The organism is Anabaena lutea FACHB-196 (assembly GCF_014698305.1).
GTDB classification, from domain to species: domain Bacteria; phylum Cyanobacteriota; class Cyanobacteriia; order Cyanobacteriales; family Nostocaceae; genus Anabaena; species Anabaena lutea.
In genome coordinates this window covers 1-22,203 of the sequence record NZ_JACJST010000037.1, presented here as the reverse complement: position 1 = coordinate 22,203, position 22,203 = coordinate 1, and the positions used below count along the sequence as shown (strand labels likewise).

The window sequence follows — 22,203 nt, the reverse complement described above, 5'->3', positions numbered from 1 at the left end:
TTGTATGGTTAACGGTATTTACACCCTAGCTAACGATGTGGTTTATGACCAATTGGTAGCTTTACTCAACAGTATAGAAGTTAATGCTGGTAGGGAAATTCCTGTTTATGTTATTCCCTATGATGATAATATAGAAAAAGTCAAAGTCGAAATTGACACCAGAAATAATGTGAACCTATTTGATGATGCAGCTTCCATAGCTCGCTGGGAAGAATTTGGAAGTCGCGTATGTAAAAGCCATAAGAGATCACAAGAATTGATGAGGAAACGTGGTTTACCAAATAATTTTCGTACTCAAAGATATAGAAAGCTTTGTTGCCTAGATGGACCGTTTGATAAGTTTATTTTCTTTGATGGTGATACACTTTTAATGAAATCACTGGATGAATTTTATCAAAAATTAGATGAATATGATTGGGTGACAAATGATTTTCAACATAAATCGGATCTGAACTATATTTTCAATTGGACAGAAGAAAAAATAACCGAAGTCTTTCAAAGAGAAAAAATCATAAACGATGTTTTTTGCTCTGGTTGGTTTGCTTCTAAAAAGTGTGTTTTTGATGATACCATGTTAGCCAATTTACTAGATAAATTGGAATCAGGTGAAGCTGATGTATTACATTGGATTGCATCCGATCAAACACTTCTCAACTATTTAGTTTTACGCAGTGGTATTTCTTCCTATAACTACGCCTGTCATGATGATGCTACAGGTTCTCATTGGTCATCTAAATTTGACGTTGTAGATAATATATTATATGACCAAGGCAAACCTATCACTTACCTGCATTATATGAGTATATCTGCCTCATCATTTACTAAGCTTTGTGCTGGTGAAGATGTTGATATAGCTTACCGCGATGTATTTTTACACTATAGATATTTAAAATCTCCAGAACAGCGTCCGCAAAGTTTTAAACGTCCCAGTTCTTTGAGTCAGTTACAGCAGGCTACCACAGGTTTTGTAGGGCAAAAAATTAAGAATTTGAAGCTGAAGTATCGTAATTTAAAGGATAGAATTAAGCAATAAGCCATGAAAAAACCACAAATGCAATGAAGATTTATTAGGGAGCATCCCATTTTATTATCTACTTGCAGATGTGGTTAATATTTAGGACTTACGCACAGGTAATGAAAAAAGAATACCAAAAAAATTTGCGTAAGTCTTGATTTATATTATTAAGATTTAAGACCAAGAATCTAAATCTAGAGATTGCATTCCGCGACTTCTAGCAAACTCCAGCAAACTTCCTAACTGCAACCAAACAAATACACAAGTCAGTAAACTCAGAGGTAAACCAACTCCTAAAGCCAAAGGAGATGGAAAGCCAAAGATTTCTAAACCTGAAGACATAAATAAACAAATACCTCCAGTGATGCCGATAAATGGCACAAATAATTGTTTTAAGGAAGAACGAGATTTTATAGGTTCTTGGGGATCACTTGGCCATTTCTGCACAATTACTTTCAGAGTTCCCGACAATGCTAAACCAGAAGTTAATGCTGTGAGAAATCCAGCCAAAAGTAAGAAATATGGCGGTTGTAAAGGGTAATAGTACATGAAAACTCCTGATTGTTATTAAATTAATTTTTACTTGATGATTGGTTTATGGTAAAGCCCGCAAAGGATATGGCGTTTGGTAAAATAGCAGCTACGCCTTCCCTCGATAGCTCTGTCAAAATACCTACCGCTACATCTAATAAGCGATTCGGTGGTAAGTCATTTTTGACTAAATTCCACAGCCTTTGCATTTCTTCTGTGTGCAAACGGTCATCTTCAGTGAGTGCAAGAACCAACTGACGACGGAGAAATTTCCCTTCTTCGGATAGTATGAATTGTAACCCCATTTTCGCTGTAGGTAAGACATCAAATTCTTCATCAGTGCGAGCAATGGAAATTAAATTTTCTAACCGCTGCCATTGGAATTTACCATTTTTAAACAACACATTGAGTAACCGCCGCCTCAATGCTGGAGATTCCCCAGTTAGCAACCGCCGTGCTATGTAGGGATAACCTACTTCCACAATTTTAAAATTTGGGTTAAGGCTCAGAGCAATACCTTCCTGTGTCACCAGGGAACGAATAATTAAAGCAAATTTTGCAGGTACTCGGAAAGGATATTCATACATCAATTCCGAAAATTCATCAGTAACAGTTTTGAAGTTAAAATCCTTGACATTTTTGCCAATAGCATTTCCCAGCACAGATTCTAATGCTGGCACAATTGGGCAAATATTTGTATCTGGAGCCAGAAAGCCCAGTTTGACAAAGTCTTCAGCTAGGTCGGTGTAATCTTTATTTACTAGATGCACTAGTGCATCTACCAGTGTCTCTTTGGTGGTTTCCTCCAACTGATCCATCATGCCAAAATCAATGTAAGCCATCCGACCATCGGGGACAGCAAACAAATTACCTGGATGGGGATCGGCATGGAAAAAGCCATGCTCTAACAATTGTTGCAATCCAGAGGTAACACCTATCTGGATAATTGTTTCTGGATCTAAACCTGCTGCGCTAATGCTTTGGGTATCTGTTAGTTTAAAGCCGTTAATCCATTCCAGAGTTAAAACATGATTACTGGTATAACGCCAATAAATAGAGGGAACTTTGACCTGAGGATCATCGTGGAAGTTACTAGCAAACTTTTCTGCGTTGCGACCTTCGTTGATGTAATCAATTTCTTCAAATAGTTTTGTCCCAAACTCGTCCACAATTAATCTCAGGTCGTGACCGAGATTGAGAGGTAGCCAAGGTGTCAGCCAACCTGCCGCCCAGCGCATTAAGTACAAGTCCTTTGTAATTACGGGATGTAGGTTAGGGCGTTGTACCTTCACGGCTACTTCTTCACCACTAATTAAACGACCCCGATAAACTTGACCTAAACTAGCTGCTGCTACAGGATTTGGTGAAAGTTCGCTAAATACTTCTTGAATTGGTCGGTCTAGTTCACTTTCAATAATCTGGTAAGCTAAGGCATTATTGAAAGGTGGTAACTGATCTTGCAACTTCACCAATTCTGCTAAAAAATCTTTGCGGATTAAGTCAGGTCTGGTGGAAAGGGCTTGACCAACTTTAATAAAAGTAGGCCCAAGATTAGTGAGCAGTTCTCTCAACTGAGTAGCTCGTTTACCCTTGTTCTGCTCAACTTGATTTTGCCATTCATCCCATTTGAGACTGAAGATAAAGCCTGCAAAAGAGAGGATGATTCTCAAGAATCTGCCCCAAGCTAACCAGGGACGGTAACTATAGTAACGAGCGATCGCTTCTGGATTATACTGCCTTAGTTGAGCAGGTTGATACTGACCCACGCCTTTATTGCCTCTTCAACTGGGAAATTTACACTATTGCTTTTCTCCTGATTCACAAGCTGGTTGCTCATCAAGGATAGTAGTAGGTTTTGATTTGACTACTTGCTAACACTAATTGCTATATAATGTTAGGTTAGCTTTTTTACCTATACAGCAGATAGCATCCAGCCCCACTGTAAACTTATCCACTCATTTACCATTCCGGATAAAATGTGGAGCTTCTTTCGGTTTTAGTTACAAGAAAGAATTAAGCTTTGCCTATTTCTAGGTACTTTATGAGGCAGACTAAGGCTATCTGACCTGCCTAGATTTGTTTATCTTTTCCTTAATTATACTTTATAAAAGTACAAACATTTATCTAATATCTGGACTATTTTATATTTTCTTAATCATTCTTTATAAAAGAATAATATTGGAACTTTATATTTTATCAACTTTTTATACTTAGTATAAGCAAACAGCATAACTTGAGATCACCGCACAAGCTGATTATATAAATTATTTTTACTCCACAATCAACAATATAAACTCCGTAGTTAATCGCATCAAAAGATGCTTGTAAATAAAATAATACGTAAATAAAGAGAAAAATAATACGTAATTAAAGATACTTTTTATACTCAACACAGCTTAATTATTTGATTCTGCGGGTAGGGGTTTAGCACTGCTAAACCCTTACAAATCTAGGTTTTTCCTGATTTTACAAAAGTCCATGTCCCAACCGTTTTGAGTATAGCTTATCTGGCTGAAAATCATCAAGGTAAACATCAGTGTGTATTGATTGGTAAGTACCGTTTCTTTGTGAAGCTGCGCTAAACTCTCTTAACTTAATCTTTCATTTTGATCTAATAACCCTATGAGATTTTAGATTTTGAATTATTCAACCCAAAATCTAAAATTTGGTTACTTTTAATTAACGCTACTTTGATTTTGCTTCCAAAGTTTCCAAGCGGCTTTTTAGTTCCTGGTTTTGTTGTTTGAGTTGATTTAGTTCTTCACGCATTTGACGCAAGGTTTTTTCTGGGCCAATATTCTTTTGGACTTTGGTAACTTCCTCCTCAGCATAACGACGGACACGCCCATCTGCTGTTTGATTAGCTAAAGATTGTAAAATGCCCATCGCTTTCGGTGTTTCCATTTGTCCCAATGCTGACACTACTGCCATTTGCGTTAAAAAGAAAGTCTCTCTAGCTATTTCTGCTAATCGATCTAAAATCCGTTCAATATTAGTAGGAGTTTGACCAACAGAAATTTTGCCTAAATTGCGAATTGTTGTTAGACGTAACGGTTGGGAAATGCCGAGTTTAGTGTATTCAATCAGCAAATTCAAAGCAGATTCTGAGGTTTTAAATTCTGCTAAACCAGCAATTGCACCACTGCGTACAACTTCATTCCAACCTGCTTTTTCTTCTAAAACAGTTTTCAGTAGCTTGATGACTTTTTCTTCGTGGGGTTTATCTTCCAAATTAGCAGCCGCTATTGCCCCAATAGTCCGACAAGCAGCAGCTTCCACATAGTAACTCGCATCGCCATCTTGAACAAAACCTTTAACAGCTTTATAACTTGTATGGGTTTTTATTTGAGATAGAGACTCTATCACAGCACGGCGAACATAAGGACTGGGATCTTGCAAACCAGAAACTAAACCATCAAAGGCTTGATCTAATTTAATTTCTGCTAATTGTTTAGCTACTTCTACCCGCACACCCCAAAACGGATCATTTTGTAAAGCTGCTGATAATGCTTTAGTAGCTTCTAATGCGCCTTTTTTAGCCAAAGCTTCGGCTGCATAGATGCGAGAAACAGGATTAGGATCAAATTGCAACTGTGCTTTTAGTTCCGGGACTGGATATTCTAAAGCTACAGTTTTCAGGTAATTATTGCCCACATCAAAGCTGATAAAATCTGGCTTTTCTGTTAATGGAAAATAGAAACTTTGTTCTCGTTCATTCACGCGCACAGTGAAAGTTTTAAGTGCTGATTCTGACTGAGTGTAACCAAAACCTATGGGAATTCTCAGGTCAAACAAATCCTTACTGTCATCACTTGCTTGGGTTTGAGTAACAGTCACCTTGGCTAAATTAGCATCACCATCCCAAGAGTAAGCAACTTGAAAATCTGGATGACCACCACGATAAACATACTGGTCAAAAAGGAAAGTGAGATTATGTCCAGTTGCTTTTTCAATTGACCTTAGTAAGTCTACTGTTTCTACAGTTTTGTGAGCATTATCTTGAACAAATATTTGAATAGCTTGCCAAAATAATTCATCTCCCAATTCTGTGCGAATCATGTGATAAACACAAGATCCTTTTTCGTAAATGTGTCGATCATAAAGTTCAATTGCTTCTCGGTAAACATGAGTTACCATTGGCCGACGGTAGCGACTGCCATCTTCGCTTAAGTAACTACGTGCTTCCAATAAGCGATAATATGCTGCATCTTGGTCACCATATTCATGTTCTGTCCACATGACTTCAGAATAGGAAGCCATTCCTTCCTTAATCCAAGCATGAGACCAATGTTTAATTACTACTAAATCCCCAAACCATTGGTGTGCTAGTTCATGGACAACTAAGCTTTCTGTGTTGCGGTTATCTAATACTGCACGTTCATCTAGTAAACATCGATCTGTTAACAGGGTGGTTGAGGTGTTTTCCATCCCTCCAAAAATGAAGTCATCTACACAAACTTGGGCATATTTGGGGAAAGCATAGGAATAACCATACTTTTCGCTCAAAAATTCGATCATGCGGGGAGTTTTACCCATGCTACGTTTAGCATCTGCTTCCCGTTCTTTTTCGACATAGTAGGTAACAGGTTTACCTTTCCACTCATCCCGAATTTCTGCAAAGTTACCTACTGCTAATGTCATTAAGTAAGTAGGATGAACTTGCTGCTGTGACCAATGGTAAATTTTGTCATCACCATCAACTGCTGTATCAATCAGTTCACCGTTGGAAATTGCAATGAGGTGTTTGGGGACACGGACACGAATTTCTGAAGTTGATAGCTGTCCTGGATAGTCAAAGCAGGGAAACCAATACCGAGAGTCTTCGTCTTCTCCCTGAGTCCAGACTTGGGTGGGTTTATGCGGGTAGTGTTTGTCTGGTTGAATAAAGTAAATCCCTCGTTGGGGTTTTTCTACTGAGTAAGCGATCGCAATTAATAATCTATTACCTATCTGAGTTGGTTGAGAAAGTTGAATAGAAAGCTTTTCTCCGTCATATTCAAACTTTTGTATTACTTCGTCTACCTGTACAGATTGGATATTCAGGTTTACAGCATCCAAGGTCAAACGATCAATATTATTGCGGATTGGCAATAGACGAATGCTACAATTACCGTAGTAACTTTGGTGCGGGATATCCAAATTTAGGTCTAGAAAAATATGCTCTACTTGTCCCGGTCTATCGGGGTTATAGTGTGGTTTAGCCCCTGGTAACTCAAAAGATTTATGTCTGTTATTCTCGGTATCAAAATAAGACTGCAACATTGATTATTACTGACCTTGTAATCCTGAAATTTTCATACAAATAGCGATTGCACGTGGATATCCCCAATCAACATGATTATTTGATCGGGATTTTTCTTGGGGATGGGATGATTTGAATCAATCTTCTCATTTTGCTCCCAAGTCTCTATCTCCTGATTTCATCTGATATTTTTCAGATTTATATCATCGAAGAGTCTCTTATACCACACCGTAATCTATTTTCATCTGTTTTCCGCGAGATACCCCAGCTTGGTGCGAAGCAACCTGGGGAGGGATAGCGGGTTTAATTTAATGACTCGATGTCGTTAAATTAAACATTTTCCGAGTTGACAACACGATTAATCCCGTGTAACGCTTAATCAATCGGACTTTTTTAGCAGTGCATTGTCCTAATCTTTTCCAGTTACAATCACTAACTGAAACTTGTTTTTCCGTGTCTCCACTAACCCAACCAAAAAATGTTTTCTTACCCTGGGTAGCTTCTACAAAATCACCTTTTCTAAATCCATGCCTTGTTGTAGTTCCACCATATTTACGTCTATTTCCACCCTTTGATGGAACCATTAAATGTAGTTGTCTACGGCTAATTGGAGGACGACGTAAAATTGTAAATTGTGCATTAGTAATAGTTACATTGCCTACCCAAGATGCACCATGATTTTTAATGTCGTTCCATGTTTGGTATTTCACAAATTCTGAACAAGCCAAAGTAACAGCGTCAACGGCATGAGTTTCTGGGATTTGTAAAGACTTATCAGATTTTTCTTTGTGCAATCCCAAATATTGACGAAGGTTGGATGCTTCCCACCCTTTTTTTAATTCCACATTAGTCAGTTCAGATAGTCGGTTAATTTGATATCTTTGACCAACCATGACAGGGCTAAAACTCTTATTTCCTCTTGCTTCTACCTCTTCAATAACAATTGTTTTTACTGGGTAGATTTCACATAATAAAGTAATTGTGCGGTATTCTAAGTCTTTATTAGCTCGAATACTTGGAGGTAGTTTGGAGCTACGACGATTGTCAAATCTAGCTTGTCGATGGCTACGTTTGCTGAAAGATAATTTTCGGTTAATTCGTCTACCACGTCTACCACGACGCATCATAGACCGTTGTTTCATTCTGTCTTTAATTGTTTTAAATGGAAGGACTAGGTGCAACATTTGTAGTGTGTATTTTTGAGATTGAACAGCCACACCAGAGAACATTTTCCCAGGGTCTAATCCAATTACAATCTCTTGTGTTTGGGTATCAGATGGTACACAGGTCAACTGAACATAGAAAATACCTAATTTGTTGAATTTACCAATTGCAATACCAGTTTTAATCCAACGCCTAGCACGACTAGGTTTTGTTGGCATTAATGGAATATTATTTGCTGAAATTACGGGTACTCGCATAAGAGATAATCCTTCGAGTAAGCGGAAAACGCGGTCTTGGGCTTTGCCCAAGTAGAGCGATTTTCCAAGACAAGTACAAGTCCCCTCGCCCAACTATTCCAAAATGTCTTGGCTTAACCCAACGACTTAACAAACAGTCTTGCAGATAATCCAAACTGGGGAAGTATTTGGAAGTGCGTATCAGGATTAGTCTCAATGGGCTAGTCAAACACGTAACTTTTGTTAGTTACAAGCCCCATCCCTATCGACGGGTGGGGTTATTGACTGAGTACAAATACTATTATTCCTCTAGCGTAGAATAACTTGTGGCTGAGAGTCTGACTATTTTTTTGAGATCATCTGACTATTTTTTTGAGATCAACTAAAATACCATTTGCGGATTCACTCCTCACTCTGGTGAAGTCTTTTTTAGAGTCACTACAAATTAGTATTGTGTAGAAATACTAATTTTATCAGTAAATACCCGCTAAATTAGTGGAAATTAGTGATAAAAATCCAAAAATCCGACGATTACTGTTGTAACTACCTGATCATAATTTGATCAAAAGAGGATAATAACAATGCCTGAAAGTAAATCAAAATTTTTAGTTCCTGCTATTGGTACTGCTATAGTCGTAGTAGGTGGTCTAGCTGCCTATATGTATTTAAAAGCTCCCTCTGGAGATAGCTCCAGTCCTTTGGGTAGTGCTAAAGTCGTACCATCCAATGCCTTAATGGCAACTTATATCAATACTGACACACAATCTTGGCAGAAGTTACAGCAGTTTGGCACTCCACAAGCGCAACAGCTATTGGCAAAAAGTCTAGGAGATATCAATAAACAACTACTAAATAATAGTAACATTTCTTACGAAACAGACATACAACCTTGGATAGGTGGTGTGATGATTGCTGTTTTACCACCTGGTTCTCCTACACCTAGTCAATCAAATCCACCTCTCCAACCACCGCAGGAGCCAAGTTTACTGTTGGTAGTAGGGATAAAGGACAAACTCAACGCTTTAAATTTTGCTAACAAGTTGAAGGGGCAGAAAGACCTCCAAGTTCAGGAATCAGACTACAAAGGTGAAAAAATTATTGCTACTCAAAATAAGGGTAAATCAACATATACAGTAGTTTTGAATAATAGTCATATACTCTTAGCAGCAGAAAGACGAGCAGTGGAAAAAGCGATTGACACCTATAAAGGTGAAGCTTCTTTTGCCAGTAAAGAAGGTGTCAGCAGCATTTTGGACAAAGGTGTGGATGTTAAAAACAGCCTTGCTCAGATTTATCTGCCTGATTACGCTAATACAGTACAGCAATTAACAGTATTAAATCCCCAGGCTAGGGCATTACCTCCACAAACTTTAATGCAACTCAAGCAAGTAAAATCTGTAGTAGCAGGTATTGGTGTTGATGATGGGGGACTGCGGTTAAAAACAGTAGCAAATTTAGATCCACAACTGAACAAATTTCAGTATCAAACCACTCCTGCTCAGATAGTTGGACAATTTCCTAGTGATACTTTTGCTTTAGTCACTGGACAGAATATTAATCGTAGTTGGCAAACTTTTGTAGAACAGTCAAAAGATTATCCTGAATTTAAGCAAGGAGTTGAACAAGCTCGCGGACAGCTAAAACAATCTGCCAATATTGATTTAGATAAAGATATTTTTAGTTGGATGAACGGAGAATTTGCCTTTGGTGCTGTGAAATCTAATCAAGGTTGGTTAGCAAATGTTGGTTTTGGAGGGGCTTTTGTATTTGATACAAGCGATCGCAAAACAGCCGAAGCAACTTTCACAAAACTAGATGATTTAGCCAAAAAGCAATCTCTCAACGTTGCCCAAAAAAGCATAGGTGGTAAAAATATCACCGAGTGGCAAATACCCCAACAAGGCGCTTTAGTGGCACATGGGTGGCTAGATCAAGACACCGTATTTTTCGCTATTGGTGGTCCGGTGGGTGAAGCAATAGCAGATAAAAAAGGTCAAGCCCTTGATAATAGCGATACATTTAAGACCGTAACAGGTTCTTTACAGAAACCCAACAGTGGCTATTTCTATCTAGATATGGACAGCACCACCTCTTTAATCACTCGTTTTGCCACACAAGGTCAATCCCTTCCCCCGGAAGCTACTGCTATCTTATCTTCCATTCGTGGTCTTGGTGTGACTGTGAATAGCCCCGATAAATCAACCAGTCAAATGGAGATGTTGTTGTCTCTGAAGCCTGCTACCTCAAAGTAAAGTAAATTACTAGGAATAAGAACCTTTGTAGAGACGTTGCATATAACCTCTCTACATCCTTTTTTGCACCAGATGTTTACTATAATTACAGATTTCGAGTTTCTAAAGTCTGCGTTAGTCGATCCAGAGACTCAGTGAGTCTTTCTTGAGCCACAAGGCTAGGATCTGGTGGTAATGGTTCGGCAGCAGCCACTTCTTCTCTTCTTTTGAATTTCTGTAAAGCAGAAATTGCCACAAACAAAACTAAGGCAATGATGACAAAATCAACAATGGAACCGAGAAATTTGCCAATGGCAACTCCTGGACCAATAGTAATTGTTCTCCAATCTTTGCCAGCGAAAGCAACCAAGGGGTTAATGAGTGGCATAATCACATCCTCTACAAAAGAGGAGATAATCTTGCCAAAAGCTCCACCAATAATTACAGCGATCGCTAAATCCACTACATTACCCTTGAGAGCAAAGTCTCGAAAATCTTGAATAAAAGTCCTGGTTCTACGATTTGCTCTGGCCATATATTTTAATTACACCCCTTTCTAGACTCAATTCCAGCAAATATGTCATAAATTAAAAAGGCTGTTCAACAAAAATTAATTTATGACTGCTGCTGTCACAACCACTCCTGATTTAGCTTCCCGCTTCGTGAATGGCATCCTTTCCATTAAACCATTAGCGAACCTAGCCAAACACCAAGCCAGACAAATGATGATTAAACGCGCTGAAAAAATAGGCGTGTTTTGGACAAAAGAGGTAGAACAACTGCGATCGCGTGATTGGGCAACTGATTTAGCTCAAGTCCAAAATTCTCAGCTAACCTACCCAGACTACTACGTTACCTCATTCCACGCTTACGAAACCGGAAATCTCAGTTGGCAAGCTGCATTTGAAGTAGAATCTGCTGCTCATGCCGTCCATGCTAAGATTTGGCAAGATACCGAAGCCCAAGGTGATGAAAAACTACGCCAAAGCTACCATAACATCGTCGAAAGTTCCATTTCCCAGCCACCAAAAGACATCCTAGATTTAGGTTGTAGTGTGGGAATGAGTACTTTTGCTTTACAAACAGTTTATCCCCAAGCCAAGATTACTGGTTTAGATTTATCTCCCTACTTCTTAGCAGTTGCTAACTATCGTAGCCAACAACGTCAAGCTAAAATTAACTGGGTTCATGGTGCTGCTGAATCTACAGGATTACCAGATCAATCATTTGATTTAGTTTCCATTTTTCTCATGTGTCATGAATTACCGCAGTCAGCAACCAGAAATATTTTGGCAGAAGCAAGACGTGTTTTGCGTCCTGGTGGGCATTTAGCAATTATGGACATGAACCCCAAATCGGAAATTTACAAGAAAATGCCAACGTATATTCTAACTTTGCTCAAAAGTACCGAACCTTATTTAGATGAATATTTCAGCTTAGATATTGAGCAAGCTTTAGTAGCGGCAGGTTTCCAAACTCCCAACATTACTAGCAACAGTCCTCGTCACCGGACTGTAATTGCTCAGGTGAGTGGCTAATTTATTTCTACCACTGTGGGCAGTTATTCCACCGCTGCTGTTTTTGTGGTTTTATTACCGCAGAACTCCTGCTGCCCCACCTCTGCGACAATTGCTATTTTTCTTCATTATTGGGGGAATATCTGGTTTCGTAGCCCTGGGACTAGAATGGGGGGTAGAAACTGTTGCTAACTCGGTTCTAGATTGGTCCAAAATACAGCGGTCTTTTTTTGGCTTTTCCCTGCGGCAGATGATGGTAATAGCGCCAATTGAAGAAGGCTGTAAGTTAGTAGCAGTTATCATCCCTCTCTGCTATCTTCAACGCAGATACCGATTTCGTGCCACTACAGTTTTCATCTTTACCATAGCTGTGGCTTTAGGATTTGGTGCTGAAGAAAACTGGATTTACTGGTTTCACGGTACAGCATCAATTCTAGAACGGCTGATTAGCACTCCTGTACATCCTCTGTTTTCTGCGCCTTGGGGTTATGCCCTAGGAATATATATTTCTTCCACAAGGCGTTTAAATCGAGACAGAAATTTGATTTTTACGGCTTGGTTAAATTCTGTCTTTTTTCATGCTTTGGTGAATATTTTCTCTAGGGCTTGGGTTTATCCACGTCCAATACATTTTCTTGGTTATGCTTTATTTCCTTTTCTGTTGTGGATGTTTTGGCGATTAGAGCAACTACTGCGAAGAATAAAACGCCAACGTTCTATTATTCTAATTTCCGGTCATACACCCCAAACTCGTTATTGGCAAAGGGGTTTAGTATTGTTAATACTCTTACTAGGTGGAAATGCTATTTTGGGGTTGTTTATTCTCGCTAGAAAACTTAGTCCTTTGCGGTGGGAGCGACTGTTTGAGCCTGATATTTTCTCGTTTATACTTGAACAAGTAGCACTAAATTTCTTTTTAGGAGTTTTGTCCTGGTTAATTTATCGCTATTTACGATATTTAGCCGATCGTGGGTATTTTTTAAACTTAGGAAAATACTAGGAGATTTTTATGCAAGCAACTCCTGTACGTTGGACTACCGCTGATTTAGAGTTATTCGCAGGCGATAACAGAAATCGCTATGAGATTATTGCCAATGTTTTAAAGTAATTCGTAATTGATAATTTATAATTCCTAATTCAAGATTGTTTCAAATCCAAGAGTTGGGAAATTAAACCCAATAATTACGAATTACGAATTACGAATTACGAATTACGAATTAGTTAAACTCTTGCCAATACTGGTTGACTAACGGCTGCACTAGCAGATGTTGTTTCTGAATCAGCAGCGTAAATTTCGCAAGAATTATTGGGGCTTTCGATGAGTTTGACCTTGTACAGCTTGGCTCCTAGCTCTTGAATAGGCGATCGCAATACGTTACTAATATAAAGTGCGATATTCTCAGCAGTAGGAACAACTTTGGCAAAGAAACCAATATCTTTGTTTAAGAAAGTGTGATCAAATGGTTGTACTACATAATCATCAATCACCTGATTCAACGCACCTAAATCTACAGTCATACCCGTGCGAGGATCAATTTCTCCTTTCACAGTGACTTCTAAATGGTAGTTATGTCCATGTCCATTCACACGAGCGCATTTACCATAAATCTTTGTATTCTCTTCTAAACTCAAATCAGGATGAGCGAGTCTGTGTGCGGCACTAAAGTGAGTGCTAATACTTAAGTATGCTTCCATTCCGTTGCCCATATAATCTGCCCAAAGTTCAGGATGTTCAAATAACTGCACGCGGGCTAAAGGTAAGTGGGGTGCGAGACGTTCCCAAATCACCCGCGCAATATTTTCTGTGGTGGGAAGAGTTTGTTGAAATTCTGTCCACACATCATTGAGATAAGAAAAATCTAGTTGACTGGTAACTTCCCTCTTAATTACTTGTTTTACATCAGACAAGTTCAGCACCATACCATATTCATCTAATTCCCCAGCGAGGGAAATAAATAAAACATAGTTATGTCCGTGACCGGGAAATTTCGAGCAAAGACCAAATTTTTCCACATTTTCGTTTTCACTCAGTTCTGGCAACCAATACCGATGACTTGCCGAAAACTGAGCGCGGCGATTTACAATACATTGCATGAGTACACTGGGAGCAGAGCTTAAAATTTCTTAATCTTTCACTATTACCAGTGTAAACTAATTTGTTGCTTAGTGGTCAGTGGTCAGTGGTCAGTGGTCAGTTGTTTTTTAACTGGTAACAATTGGTAGGGCTAAGGCCAGAAGTGTTAATTTTAAGTACTATATTGTAATACGTTTAACTTCCAAAGTTTCAATTAACCATGCCTACACCTTCTACAAGTGATTTGCCTAAACCTAAGTCCTGGGATGAATTCGAGGATATTATGTGGGAAATTTACACCCGTCGGTGGCAAGATCCCCATGCACAGAGATATGGAAGAAGTGGACAAGCTCAAAATGGTATTGATATCTATGGTCAGCAAAATGGCTCTGGTAACTACTTAGCTGTTCAGTGTAAACGCTATCAAGACAATACTCTAACTCAGCATAAAATTGAGATAGAAATTGCAAAAGCAGAGAATTTTTCCTCACCAATTAGCGAGTATATTATCGCAAGCACAGAATCAAGAGATACCAAAATCCAGGACTTTATTAGGGACTTGAACGAAAAACGCAAATTAGAAGCAAAATTTCCTGTAAATATAGTTTTCTGGGAAGATATATGCAGCTATTTAGCAAATGAAAATAATCATGACCTGCTCAAAAAATACTATTCAGAGTGGGAAAGAATATTTACAAATCAGCAACAAATAGAAGAAGTAAAAATTGTAGTCTACCCATTAACTATTTTAGTAGCTACAAAGTTTTGTGAATCTGTTAACTATTTTGGTGTTTTCCTGAATTACTTTCTGGCAGATGATTTAGGACATCAAAAAGCAGAAGAAGCAGTTAATAAAACTATTTGTACCAATTTGCAGAGTTATGATGTATCTGCAATAGAAGCCATTACTAATGTTTTTGAAAAAAAGGATTTAAAGAATCTGTCTAATAAAGGTCAACTATCATGGCAAGAATTTCTTGTTACAGTTTTTGAACGAATATATACAGACTGCGAAAACTTACTTCTAAAATATGGTGGCTCTATCAACCCAGAATTAACTATAAAATTGGAAAGAATAAAAGATGTTTCTTGGAGTATGATAGGCTTTACTAATAGTAATTACTCATCATCTGAAGATGTGAGGCGGAGAGTGTATACAATTAAATTCCTAAAGCCCTATTTTCTAGAAGTGATAGAGGTACGTATACTTGCTATTAAATACATTTCTCCTTCAGCCGAAGTAATAAATCAACCTAAAGTACTTCCAGGAGAGAAACTGAAAGGAATTGTAAGTTAGTAACCAAGAAAGAAGACAGCCTCGTGAACTAATAATTAGCTGTAGCTTCTGTCTTAGAATAGCACCATAAGTCTATTAACTTGGAGTTAAAAATTGTCCCTATGTCTTACCCTAAACTCAGTGGTGAAGAAATTACCAAACGTGGCAAAGAACTTTATGAAAATAAAATTCTCCCTCTAGTAGAGACGGCAGAAAACATTGGTAAAATTATTTCAATTAATGTAGAAACAGGTGAATATAAAATTGGTGATGATTTAATAATCACAAGTCGCAAAATACAAACTAAACAAGTTGATGCACCAATTTGGGCAGGACGAATTGGCTTTAACGCAGTTTATGCTGTTGGTGGTACATTGATCAGGACAGCACAGTGATACATGGAACTGTAGTTGGGCTGCAAGCTCGAATTAATGTAATTTTTCATTTACCAGAAGGATTAAATATAGAAATTGGATGTGTTGTTGATACAGAATTTGAAGATTTCTTAACTTTAGCAGCAGATGCAATTAGTAAACTTGGACTGCCCTATCTTGCTCGCATCGACGCAAATCTAGCTGATAATTCTAATGTTCCAGTCATTGAAACAATTTTGTATGAATATAAAGACAATGTATAATATAAGGATTGATCAAAAGTAGGAGAATTAACACTATGCTACAAAATACCTATCAATTGCCATTGACATTTGAGCAAATTCTGACTCTAGTTAAACAACTTTCTGATTCAGAAAAATTGTTACTTAGCAAAGAACTAGAAAAAGAAACCTTGAATCATAAATTAACAGAGTTATTGGAAGTATTTCAAACTGATGAATTATCATTAGCAGAAATTACTGAAGAGGTTGAAATTGTCCGCTCTCAAATTTATGACAGAAAACAAAGCAGTTAATATCAATTTTCATTGAGCTTGCACAGAATTGAAAATCTTAAAATTTAGATATAGCAATAGTTTGGAGTTGTCTTAATTATGTGCAGCTTCAAAGTAAAATGATATAAGATAATTATTGATACCAATCTTTGGATTAGTTTTTTGATTAGTAAAGAACTGAAAGATTTAAAAAACCTTTTAGTTGCAGAAAAAATTCTAGTAGTAATTTCTGAACAAATATTAGAAGAAATTACTTTAGTAACTCAACGTTCTAAATTACAAAAATATTTTCCGTCTAACAAAGTCGATGAATTAATTCAACTTTTACGAACTATTTGTGTATTTATAAATATAACCTCAGAAGTTTTTATTTGTCGGGATGCAAAAGATAATTATCTTTTAGCACTAGCAAAAGATAGTGACGCAAATTTTTTAGTCACTGGTGATCAAGATTTATTAGTGATGACAAAATTTGAAAATACTGAAATTGTTACTTATCAAGAACTTTTACATAAATTATAAAATTGATATTGCTACATTTTTCAACCTACCGATTCTTGCGCTTCACGCTGCAATCTTTTAGCTATACGGAATAATTCTTGACCTGTGTGCAAATAGCGATCATCGTAGCTTAACGGAAAATAAGCCAACTCTTCTATTCCATCTGCAACTTGACTCAAACAATAATAGAGATGGGCTGCTGCTGCTGCGAAAGTTGCAGGATTAGGTAAAGAACGAAATCTAATTTGAGCTTCCTTCAGGTCTTCTCGACAAGATTCTAAATAATCCTGAAATTCGTCTAGCAATTCATCATCAAAAGGATCTGCGGCTAATTCCTCCAGTTGTTCATCTAGAGAACTGAGAATGGTACAAAGTATGCGATTTACTGGTTTATAAACTCTACGCAACCATTCTTCGACTTGTTCATCAGCATCTCTTCCCGTTGGCCTGGTTGTTTGGTAAGGTTTTTGCTCAGAATTACGCTTTGGCTTGGGAATACTTGATTTTTGAGAATTATGTCGCAGCTTTTGGTCATAGTGCTGGCGATTTTGAGTGTCGCCTAAAACCTCATAAGCCGCATTAATGAGAATAATTTGCTCATTATTTGCTGTCTTCTGATGAGTATCAGGATGAAAAAGCTTAACCAAGCGGCGATAAGCTTGTTTAATTTCCGCTTGGCTGGCTTTGGAATTAACTTTCAGGGTTTCGTAGTGGTTAGAATCGACCATGATCAGCTAACAGTTATCAATCATCAGTTATTAGTTAACTGATTTAATCTAACGTATCGTTAGCTGATACTTGTTGCAACCTTTGCTTCTAAATCTTGGAACAATGGTGTACTCAAATATCTCTCACCAAAACTCGGTTGAATCATGACTATTAAGCGTCCCTGATTTTGAGGACGTTGAGCGACACGAATAGCCGCACACAAAGCAGCACCGCTGGAAATCCCAGATAATAGCCCTTCTTCTCTGGCTAAACGCCGACTATAAGCGATCGCTTCTTCATCCGTAACTGTAATTACTTCATCAATCAATTCTACTTTTAACACTTGGGGAATAAAGCCAGCCCCAATGCCCTGAACCTTGTGAGGGCCAGGTTTACCGCCCGATAACACTGGGCTATTAGCTGGTTCAACTGCGATCGCTTGAAAACTTGGTTTGCGTGCCTTCATCACCTCAGCCACACCAGTAATCGTACCACCTGTACCCACCCCAGCCACAATCATATCTACCTTGCCGTCGGTATCTTCCCAGATTTCTTCTGCTGTCGTTTGCCGATGGATTTTGGCATTGGCCGGATTGCGGAACTGTTGCAACATATAAGCATAAGGGGTTCTATCCACAATTTCCTGCGCTCTGCGAATTGCCCCACTCATCCCCTCAATCCCTGGTGTGAGTTCCAATTCAGCACCATAAGCCCGCAACATTGCCCGTCGCTCGGCACTCATAGTCTCCGGCATAGTCAAAATTAATCTATACCCTTTAGCAGCCGCTGTCATTGCCAAAGCAATTCCTGTATTTCCAGATGTCGGCTCCACCAATATAGTTTTCCCAGGAGTAATCAGTTCTTCCTCCTCAGCAGCACTAATCATACTCAACCCAATTCTGTCTTTGACTGAAGAAGAGGGATTCATACTTTCTAGTTTCAGCACAATTTGCGCCACACATCCTTCTGCTTGGGGAATGCGGTTTAACTGTACTAAAGGTGTTCGTCCAATTAGTTCTGTAATATTCTGAGCAATCCGCATAATCAATTTTTCTTTCTTTAAATGTAGTACATGATATCTAATTGCCGCCTTGCATTTCGCTTTTCACAAAGATCCTGAAGTGAATGTTTTTGCAGGACTGAATTTGCTGCCTGACGAGCTTCTAGCCAAATTTCGTCCACAATCGCACTATCTGTACTTTTAGGGTTATTAGTATCTTCCTCCCCAGGACGCACATCTAATCCTTCTAAACATTCCAATATATCTAAAACGCTAATTTTCCAAGGTTCTCGCGCCAAAAAATAGCCGCCTTTTGAACCCCGTAGACTTTTTACTATCCCTCCACGCCGTAAGGTAGCTAACAGCTGTTCTAAATATCGATCTGGTATATTTTGTTGCGCGGCAATTTGTCGAATTTGCATTGGTTCGCCGCTTTCGTAATGAATTGCCATTTCTAATAAGGCAAGAATTGCGTATTCTGATTTACAAGATAGTTCCACAAGCAGCAATTTAAGAATAAAGGATAAATGATGAAAGCTGAAGGATGAAGGGTAAACAATTCAAAATTTCAAATTCAAAATTGTAGACTTTTCTGAGAAACCCTACACAAACACGCTTCACCCTTCTCCTAGTATACTCCGGTTCACCACTGGGGTTTGTTATTTTTTCCTCCCCAAAATAAAAAACCCGCCATATGGCGGGAAAAAATAAGTTTCAAGATTGTCAACAAATATCAATCTTCTAGAAGGTGAAAGTTGTTCTCAGAGTACCAATAAAGGCATCATCGTTGTTGCTGCTCTGTCCGGGAGATGTTACCCAAATTACGCCAGGAGTGACAGAAATGTTATCGGAGACGCGATACTTGTAGAAACCTTCAACTTGGTAAGGAGTATCAGCACCAGCACGATTATTGTTGAAGGAATAAGGTTGAGCGCCACCGAAAATACCCAATACGTTACCCTTCTTACCAAAGTCAGGTAATGCTAGGCCAACTCCGTAGCTCCAAGCTTCATAGTCATCATTAGCACCGAAGCCTGTGACATCGTGGTAAGAAACGAAACCACTAATCGACAGCTTGTCGCTAGGTCTGAAAGCTGCTGAAAGCCCGTAGGAGTTGCTAGAAGAGGCGTTGGTTGTACTGAGACTGTTAGCTTGGTTAGTACCTACTATACCAAGACCTCTTGTTGTACCAGGTTGAGTAAGTCCTAAACCAGAGTCAAATAAAGCACTATCTGCACCATTATAACCATGTACATAGGTTGCAGCTAAGGCAATGCGATTGCCAACATTAAAGTTCAACTGACCTAAAGCAGCATAATTACCATCAAACAAACCAGAACCAGCAGCAGGGTTATTAGCTTCAGAAGCCAAGTAACCCACAGTTAGTGAACTTGGTTTGAGGATACCACCACCTTGACCAAAAGGCACATTAAGTGCAATACCTGAACCACCACCAATCCGATAGATGGGGTTTTCAGAAGCAAAAGTGCTTAAAGCACCGTTACCACCATCAGTTTTATCGAAGAAGTAGGGGTTATTCACAGCAGCATAATCGCTATGTTGTCCACCACTAGCTGCAATGTAAACCTGTGCTGGCCCGATAGGAGCTTCATAGGTCAATTTGTCTAGCCTGACATTGTTATTACCAGTGCTACCAACCTCAAAGGTTTGTTTACCTTCTGCACCGCCACCAGTGTTTAAGCTCAAGCCTGTTGAATTACCCGCAGATAGACGGGTGGTTAACATATCTCTACCTGTAAAGCTGCTTTGCAGATTTAAACGTACTCTATCTTGAAAAACTCCATTTTCATTAGCTATGGAAGAGTCAGTGTAAGCAAAAATAGCTTCACCTTGCAACTTGGTGGTAGTAGAGAACTGATTAGCTTCCAATTCAGCAGTGCGTGCTTCTAAAGCATCTACACGACCGCGTAGAGTTGCCAATTCTGCGGAAAATTCTTCTTGTAACCGCTGTAATGTTGCTAGATCCTGTTTTGTCACCAAGTCAGCTGTTGCTGTGGCAATCAATTCATTCACCCGATCTAAACAAGCATTTAAACCAGCTGCGAATTCATAACGGGTTAAAGCACGATTACCCCGATATGTACCATTGGGATAACCAGCTATACAACCATAGCGCTCAACCAATGACTGCAAGGCTTGGAATGCCCAGTCAGTGGGTTGAACATCGGAAAACTGAGAAACTGATGTTACTTGAGACTGTAAATTTTGACCTTCGTTACTGTAGCGTTTAACTTGATCTAAAACTTGAGCATCTTTGGTTGCTTGAGCCAATATTTCAGGCTGTTTAACAACTTCTGTTGCTGCTTGTGTTTCTAGTGTTAATACTTCAGTGGTAGCATTTGGAGCCGCGTTGCCAGCGGCAGGTGTAGCCATCGCTGTTCCTGAAAGTAACAACGTTGCACCCAACACTGCTGGGCTTACTACCAGGGACTTCCACAAGAGATTAGACATCTTTCTTTTACTCCTCACACCTTATATAGATAGCTGTTGTAGTGTACCTACTTCTCAGAAATTTGATATCTTGCTGAAACCTGTGGATAAGGCATAGCTGCCATTACTACAATTCTAGTTTTTACAAAGCTAATAACTGATTAACGAATCGTTAAATATTGATGTAATTAACTTATGTAAAAACATTTAGCCATAGGTTTCTATTATAGTATATCTAAGTCTGATGAGCAAGATAAGCTTAATCTATTAAACAACTGTCAAATGGGAAATGACTCCCTTTAGCTTCAAATCTTTCTACATCATGTGTAGTTATGACTTTGCTGGCAGAGACCTCTATATATAAAAGATGTTTGCTTGACTCAGAAGGTTCCGCCAAACTTACTTGACGAACTTAAATTGGTTGATTGAATCACTTTGCTACCCGAACCTATCTCATATCAACCTAAAACGATACGTAACAAACTACAAATAGCTATAGAACATTGCTTTAATACAGCAAATTGCAGATGAAAGGGAATAGAGAACAGGCAACGGGCAACAGGGAAAACTAAGCCGCCCACAAGGGGCGGGGTTTCTACCTGCCTTGGGAAATAAGTTCTGATCACCGAATTTTATATTTTAAATTTTGGATAATGGAATTGAAGATACAAAATCTAAAATTTAAACACGGTTAAAATCACCCAAACTTATTTAATACTTGCTTTGAGAGAAGCACGCTACGTGAAACAAATCTAAAATCTCTAAGTTGGTCAATACACCAAAAGTTACCCATAAAAAACTATCCGCCCTAAGTTAAATCAGAAGATCTAACATAGGGCGGTCTAGCGGGTCTTCAGGTTGCAACCAGACTGCCGGAAGGAACTCCAAGCTTGCCTAGTAAATTGAGCTAACTTAGTATCTCAGGATAACTAAGACTAACTTCTAGAGAACAGCCCCGGCGCACAGCCGGCTAACTGCAACCTGATGACCCATGGTTATACTACTTTCTATCATGGGCATCACCTCCTTGTTGCCTAATCGGTCTTAATTTCAAAAAGGCAGAGCAAAAAACTCTGGGTTTGTAACCTTGAATTACTATAACACATTAAATTAGCTTGGCAATAGAAAATATAAATTATAAAGATAAAAAAACCCCCACCAATTGGTGGAGGATAAATTAAAAGTGATGAATGTTAAAAGGGTTAGTTAATTCATCATGCAATTAGAGAGCGTTACCACGTGGTAATACTTCTTCAGGGAATACAAATTGTTCGTGGGGTTGATCTTGAGGAGCCATCCAAGCGCGGATACCCTCGTTCAGCAAAATGTTTTTGGTATAGAAAGTTTCAAACTCTGGGTCTTCTGCTGC

The 22,203-nt window shown here is 38.6% G+C and carries 19 protein-coding genes and 1 pseudogene; 9 read left to right on the top strand and 11 right to left on the bottom strand.

The features are described 5' to 3' along the window. The first annotated feature begins 4 nt into the window (after positions 1-4). Positions 5-1,033, top strand: a complete 1,029-nt coding sequence (locus H6G59_RS25335; protein WP_190720300.1) for an Npun_R2821/Npun_R2822 family protein — start codon at positions 5-7, stop codon at positions 1,031-1,033. 156 nt (positions 1,034-1,189) lie between these two features. On the opposite strand, the gene H6G59_RS25330 is transcribed toward H6G59_RS25335, so the two are convergent. The 4 genes from H6G59_RS25330 to H6G59_RS25315 all read right to left on the bottom strand — a co-directional run bounded on the left by H6G59_RS25330 (position 1,190) and on the right by H6G59_RS25315 (position 8,209). Then, positions 1,190-1,564, bottom strand: coding sequence for a hypothetical protein (locus H6G59_RS25330; RefSeq protein WP_190720297.1), 375 nt, complete (start codon positions 1,562-1,564; stop codon positions 1,190-1,192). A gap of 23 nt (positions 1,565-1,587) precedes the next feature. Next, a complete protein-coding gene (locus tag H6G59_RS25325; protein WP_190720294.1) occupies positions 1,588-3,312 on the bottom strand; it encodes an AarF/UbiB family protein in 1,725 nt (574 codons plus the stop codon). A 919-nt stretch (positions 3,313-4,231) separates the two neighbouring features. Then, positions 4,232-6,808, bottom strand: coding sequence for a M1 family metallopeptidase (locus H6G59_RS25320; protein ID WP_190720291.1), 2,577 nt, complete (start codon positions 6,806-6,808; stop codon positions 4,232-4,234). 288 nt (positions 6,809-7,096) lie between these two features. After that, positions 7,097-8,209, bottom strand: a complete 1,113-nt coding sequence (locus tag H6G59_RS25315; protein WP_190720288.1) for an RRXRR domain-containing protein — start codon at positions 8,207-8,209, stop codon at positions 7,097-7,099. A gap of 560 nt (positions 8,210-8,769) precedes the next feature. Between H6G59_RS25315 and H6G59_RS25310 the strand changes: the two genes are divergently transcribed. Then, a complete protein-coding gene (locus H6G59_RS25310; RefSeq protein ID WP_190720285.1) occupies positions 8,770-10,440 on the top strand; it encodes a DUF3352 domain-containing protein in 1,671 nt (556 codons plus the stop codon). 85 nt (positions 10,441-10,525) lie between these two features. Here H6G59_RS25310 and mscL read toward each other — a convergent pair whose 3' ends face one another. After that, positions 10,526-10,954 carry a large conductance mechanosensitive channel protein MscL gene (mscL, locus tag H6G59_RS25305; RefSeq protein ID WP_190720282.1) on the bottom strand — a complete coding sequence of 143 codons (429 nt, stop codon included), beginning with the start codon at positions 10,952-10,954 and terminating at the stop codon, positions 10,526-10,528. An 82-nt stretch (positions 10,955-11,036) separates the two neighbouring features. Here mscL and H6G59_RS25300 point away from each other — a divergent pair, with 82 nt between their 5' ends. Together H6G59_RS25300 and H6G59_RS25295 are read left to right on the top strand one after the other, a co-directional pair. Then, the gene (locus H6G59_RS25300; RefSeq protein ID WP_190720279.1) at positions 11,037-11,957 is read left to right on the top strand and encodes a class I SAM-dependent methyltransferase; all 921 of its coding nucleotides are present in this window, start codon (positions 11,037-11,039) and stop codon (positions 11,955-11,957) included. Next, a complete protein-coding gene (locus H6G59_RS25295; RefSeq protein ID WP_190720276.1) occupies positions 11,950-12,936 on the top strand; it encodes a PrsW family glutamic-type intramembrane protease in 987 nt (328 codons plus the stop codon). The genes H6G59_RS25300 and H6G59_RS25295 overlap by 8 nt, the downstream gene beginning before the upstream one ends. A 221-nt stretch (positions 12,937-13,157) precedes the next feature. Here H6G59_RS25295 and H6G59_RS25285 read toward each other — a convergent pair whose 3' ends face one another. Further along, positions 13,158-14,030, bottom strand: a complete 873-nt coding sequence (locus H6G59_RS25285; protein WP_190720273.1) for a 6-carboxytetrahydropterin synthase — start codon at positions 14,028-14,030, stop codon at positions 13,158-13,160. Positions 14,031-14,230: 200 nt separating this feature from the next. On the opposite strand from H6G59_RS25285, the gene H6G59_RS25280 reads away from it, so the two are divergent. From H6G59_RS25280 to H6G59_RS25260, 5 genes are all read left to right on the top strand, one after another. Continuing rightward, positions 14,231-15,307 (top strand): restriction endonuclease, encoded by a 1,077-nt coding sequence (locus tag H6G59_RS25280; RefSeq protein WP_190720270.1) that lies wholly within the window; start codon positions 14,231-14,233, stop codon positions 15,305-15,307. A gap of 101 nt (positions 15,308-15,408) precedes the next feature. Then, positions 15,409-15,681 (top strand): hypothetical protein, encoded by a 273-nt coding sequence (locus H6G59_RS25275; RefSeq protein ID WP_190720267.1) that lies wholly within the window; start codon positions 15,409-15,411, stop codon positions 15,679-15,681. Further along, the gene (locus H6G59_RS25270; protein ID WP_190720264.1) at positions 15,678-15,923 is read left to right on the top strand and encodes a pepsin/retropepsin-like aspartic protease family protein; all 246 of its coding nucleotides are present in this window, start codon (positions 15,678-15,680) and stop codon (positions 15,921-15,923) included. The genes H6G59_RS25275 and H6G59_RS25270 overlap by 4 nt, the downstream gene beginning before the upstream one ends. Before the next feature lie 35 nt (positions 15,924-15,958). Further along, positions 15,959-16,195: a type II toxin-antitoxin system VapB15 family antitoxin gene (vap15, locus tag H6G59_RS25265; protein ID WP_168535812.1), complete on the top strand. Its 237-nt coding sequence runs from the start codon at positions 15,959-15,961 to the stop codon at positions 16,193-16,195. 108 nt (positions 16,196-16,303) lie between these two features. Beyond that, positions 16,304-16,696 (top strand): putative toxin-antitoxin system toxin component, PIN family, encoded by a 393-nt coding sequence (locus H6G59_RS25260; RefSeq protein WP_190720331.1) that lies wholly within the window; start codon positions 16,304-16,306, stop codon positions 16,694-16,696. 20 nt (positions 16,697-16,716) lie between these two features. Here the strand turns inward: H6G59_RS25260 and H6G59_RS25255 are convergent, their stop codons facing one another. The 5 genes and pseudogenes from H6G59_RS25255 to H6G59_RS25235 all read right to left on the bottom strand — a co-directional run. Beyond that, positions 16,717-17,403 carry a J domain-containing protein gene (locus tag H6G59_RS25255; protein WP_190720261.1) on the bottom strand — a complete coding sequence of 229 codons (687 nt, stop codon included), beginning with the start codon at positions 17,401-17,403 and terminating at the stop codon, positions 16,717-16,719. A 59-nt stretch (positions 17,404-17,462) separates the two neighbouring features. Beyond that, a complete protein-coding gene (gene cysK / locus H6G59_RS25250) occupies positions 17,463-18,425 on the bottom strand; it encodes a cysteine synthase A (RefSeq protein ID WP_190720258.1) in 963 nt (320 codons plus the stop codon). Positions 18,426-18,442: 17 nt separating this feature from the next. After that, positions 18,443-18,883 carry an RrF2 family transcriptional regulator gene (locus H6G59_RS25245; protein ID WP_071190537.1) on the bottom strand — a complete coding sequence of 147 codons (441 nt, stop codon included), beginning with the start codon at positions 18,881-18,883 and terminating at the stop codon, positions 18,443-18,445. Positions 18,884-19,124: 241 nt separating this feature from the next. Further along, positions 19,125-20,855: an iron uptake porin gene (locus tag H6G59_RS25240; protein WP_190720255.1), complete on the bottom strand. Its 1,731-nt coding sequence runs from the start codon at positions 20,853-20,855 to the stop codon at positions 19,125-19,127. A 1,201-nt stretch (positions 20,856-22,056) separates the two neighbouring features. Continuing rightward, positions 22,057-22,203: pseudogene (locus tag H6G59_RS25235) on the bottom strand (photosystem II D2 protein (photosystem q(a) protein)); the annotation flags it as partial.

Bases quoted from the DNA above. Each gene is read 5' to 3' on its own strand.
- H6G59_RS25335 (WP_190720300.1), top strand. From the start codon at position 5: ATGGTTAACGGTATTTACACCCTAGCTAACGATGTGGTTTATGACCAA.
- H6G59_RS25330 (WP_190720297.1), bottom strand. From the start codon at position 1,564: ATGTACTATTACCCTTTACAACCGCCATATTTCTTACTTTTGGCTGGA.
- H6G59_RS25320 (WP_190720291.1), bottom strand. From the start codon at position 6,808: ATGTTGCAGTCTTATTTTGATACCGAGAATAACAGACATAAATCTTTT.
- H6G59_RS25315 (WP_190720288.1), bottom strand. From the start codon at position 8,209: ATGCGAGTACCCGTAATTTCAGCAAATAATATTCCATTAATGCCAACA.
- H6G59_RS25310 (WP_190720285.1), top strand. From the start codon at position 8,770: ATGCCTGAAAGTAAATCAAAATTTTTAGTTCCTGCTATTGGTACTGCT.
- mscL (WP_190720282.1), bottom strand. From the start codon at position 10,954: ATGGCCAGAGCAAATCGTAGAACCAGGACTTTTATTCAAGATTTTCGA.
- H6G59_RS25300 (WP_190720279.1), top strand. From the start codon at position 11,037: ATGACTGCTGCTGTCACAACCACTCCTGATTTAGCTTCCCGCTTCGTG.
- H6G59_RS25285 (WP_190720273.1), bottom strand. From the start codon at position 14,030: ATGCAATGTATTGTAAATCGCCGCGCTCAGTTTTCGGCAAGTCATCGG.
- H6G59_RS25280 (WP_190720270.1), top strand. From the start codon at position 14,231: ATGCCTACACCTTCTACAAGTGATTTGCCTAAACCTAAGTCCTGGGAT.
- H6G59_RS25275 (WP_190720267.1), top strand. From the start codon at position 15,409: ATGTCTTACCCTAAACTCAGTGGTGAAGAAATTACCAAACGTGGCAAA.
- vap15 (WP_168535812.1), top strand. From the start codon at position 15,959: ATGCTACAAAATACCTATCAATTGCCATTGACATTTGAGCAAATTCTG.
- H6G59_RS25255 (WP_190720261.1), bottom strand. From the start codon at position 17,403: ATGGTCGATTCTAACCACTACGAAACCCTGAAAGTTAATTCCAAAGCC.
- cysK (WP_190720258.1), bottom strand. From the start codon at position 18,425: ATGCGGATTGCTCAGAATATTACAGAACTAATTGGACGAACACCTTTA.
- H6G59_RS25240 (WP_190720255.1), bottom strand. From the start codon at position 20,855: ATGTCTAATCTCTTGTGGAAGTCCCTGGTAGTAAGCCCAGCAGTGTTG.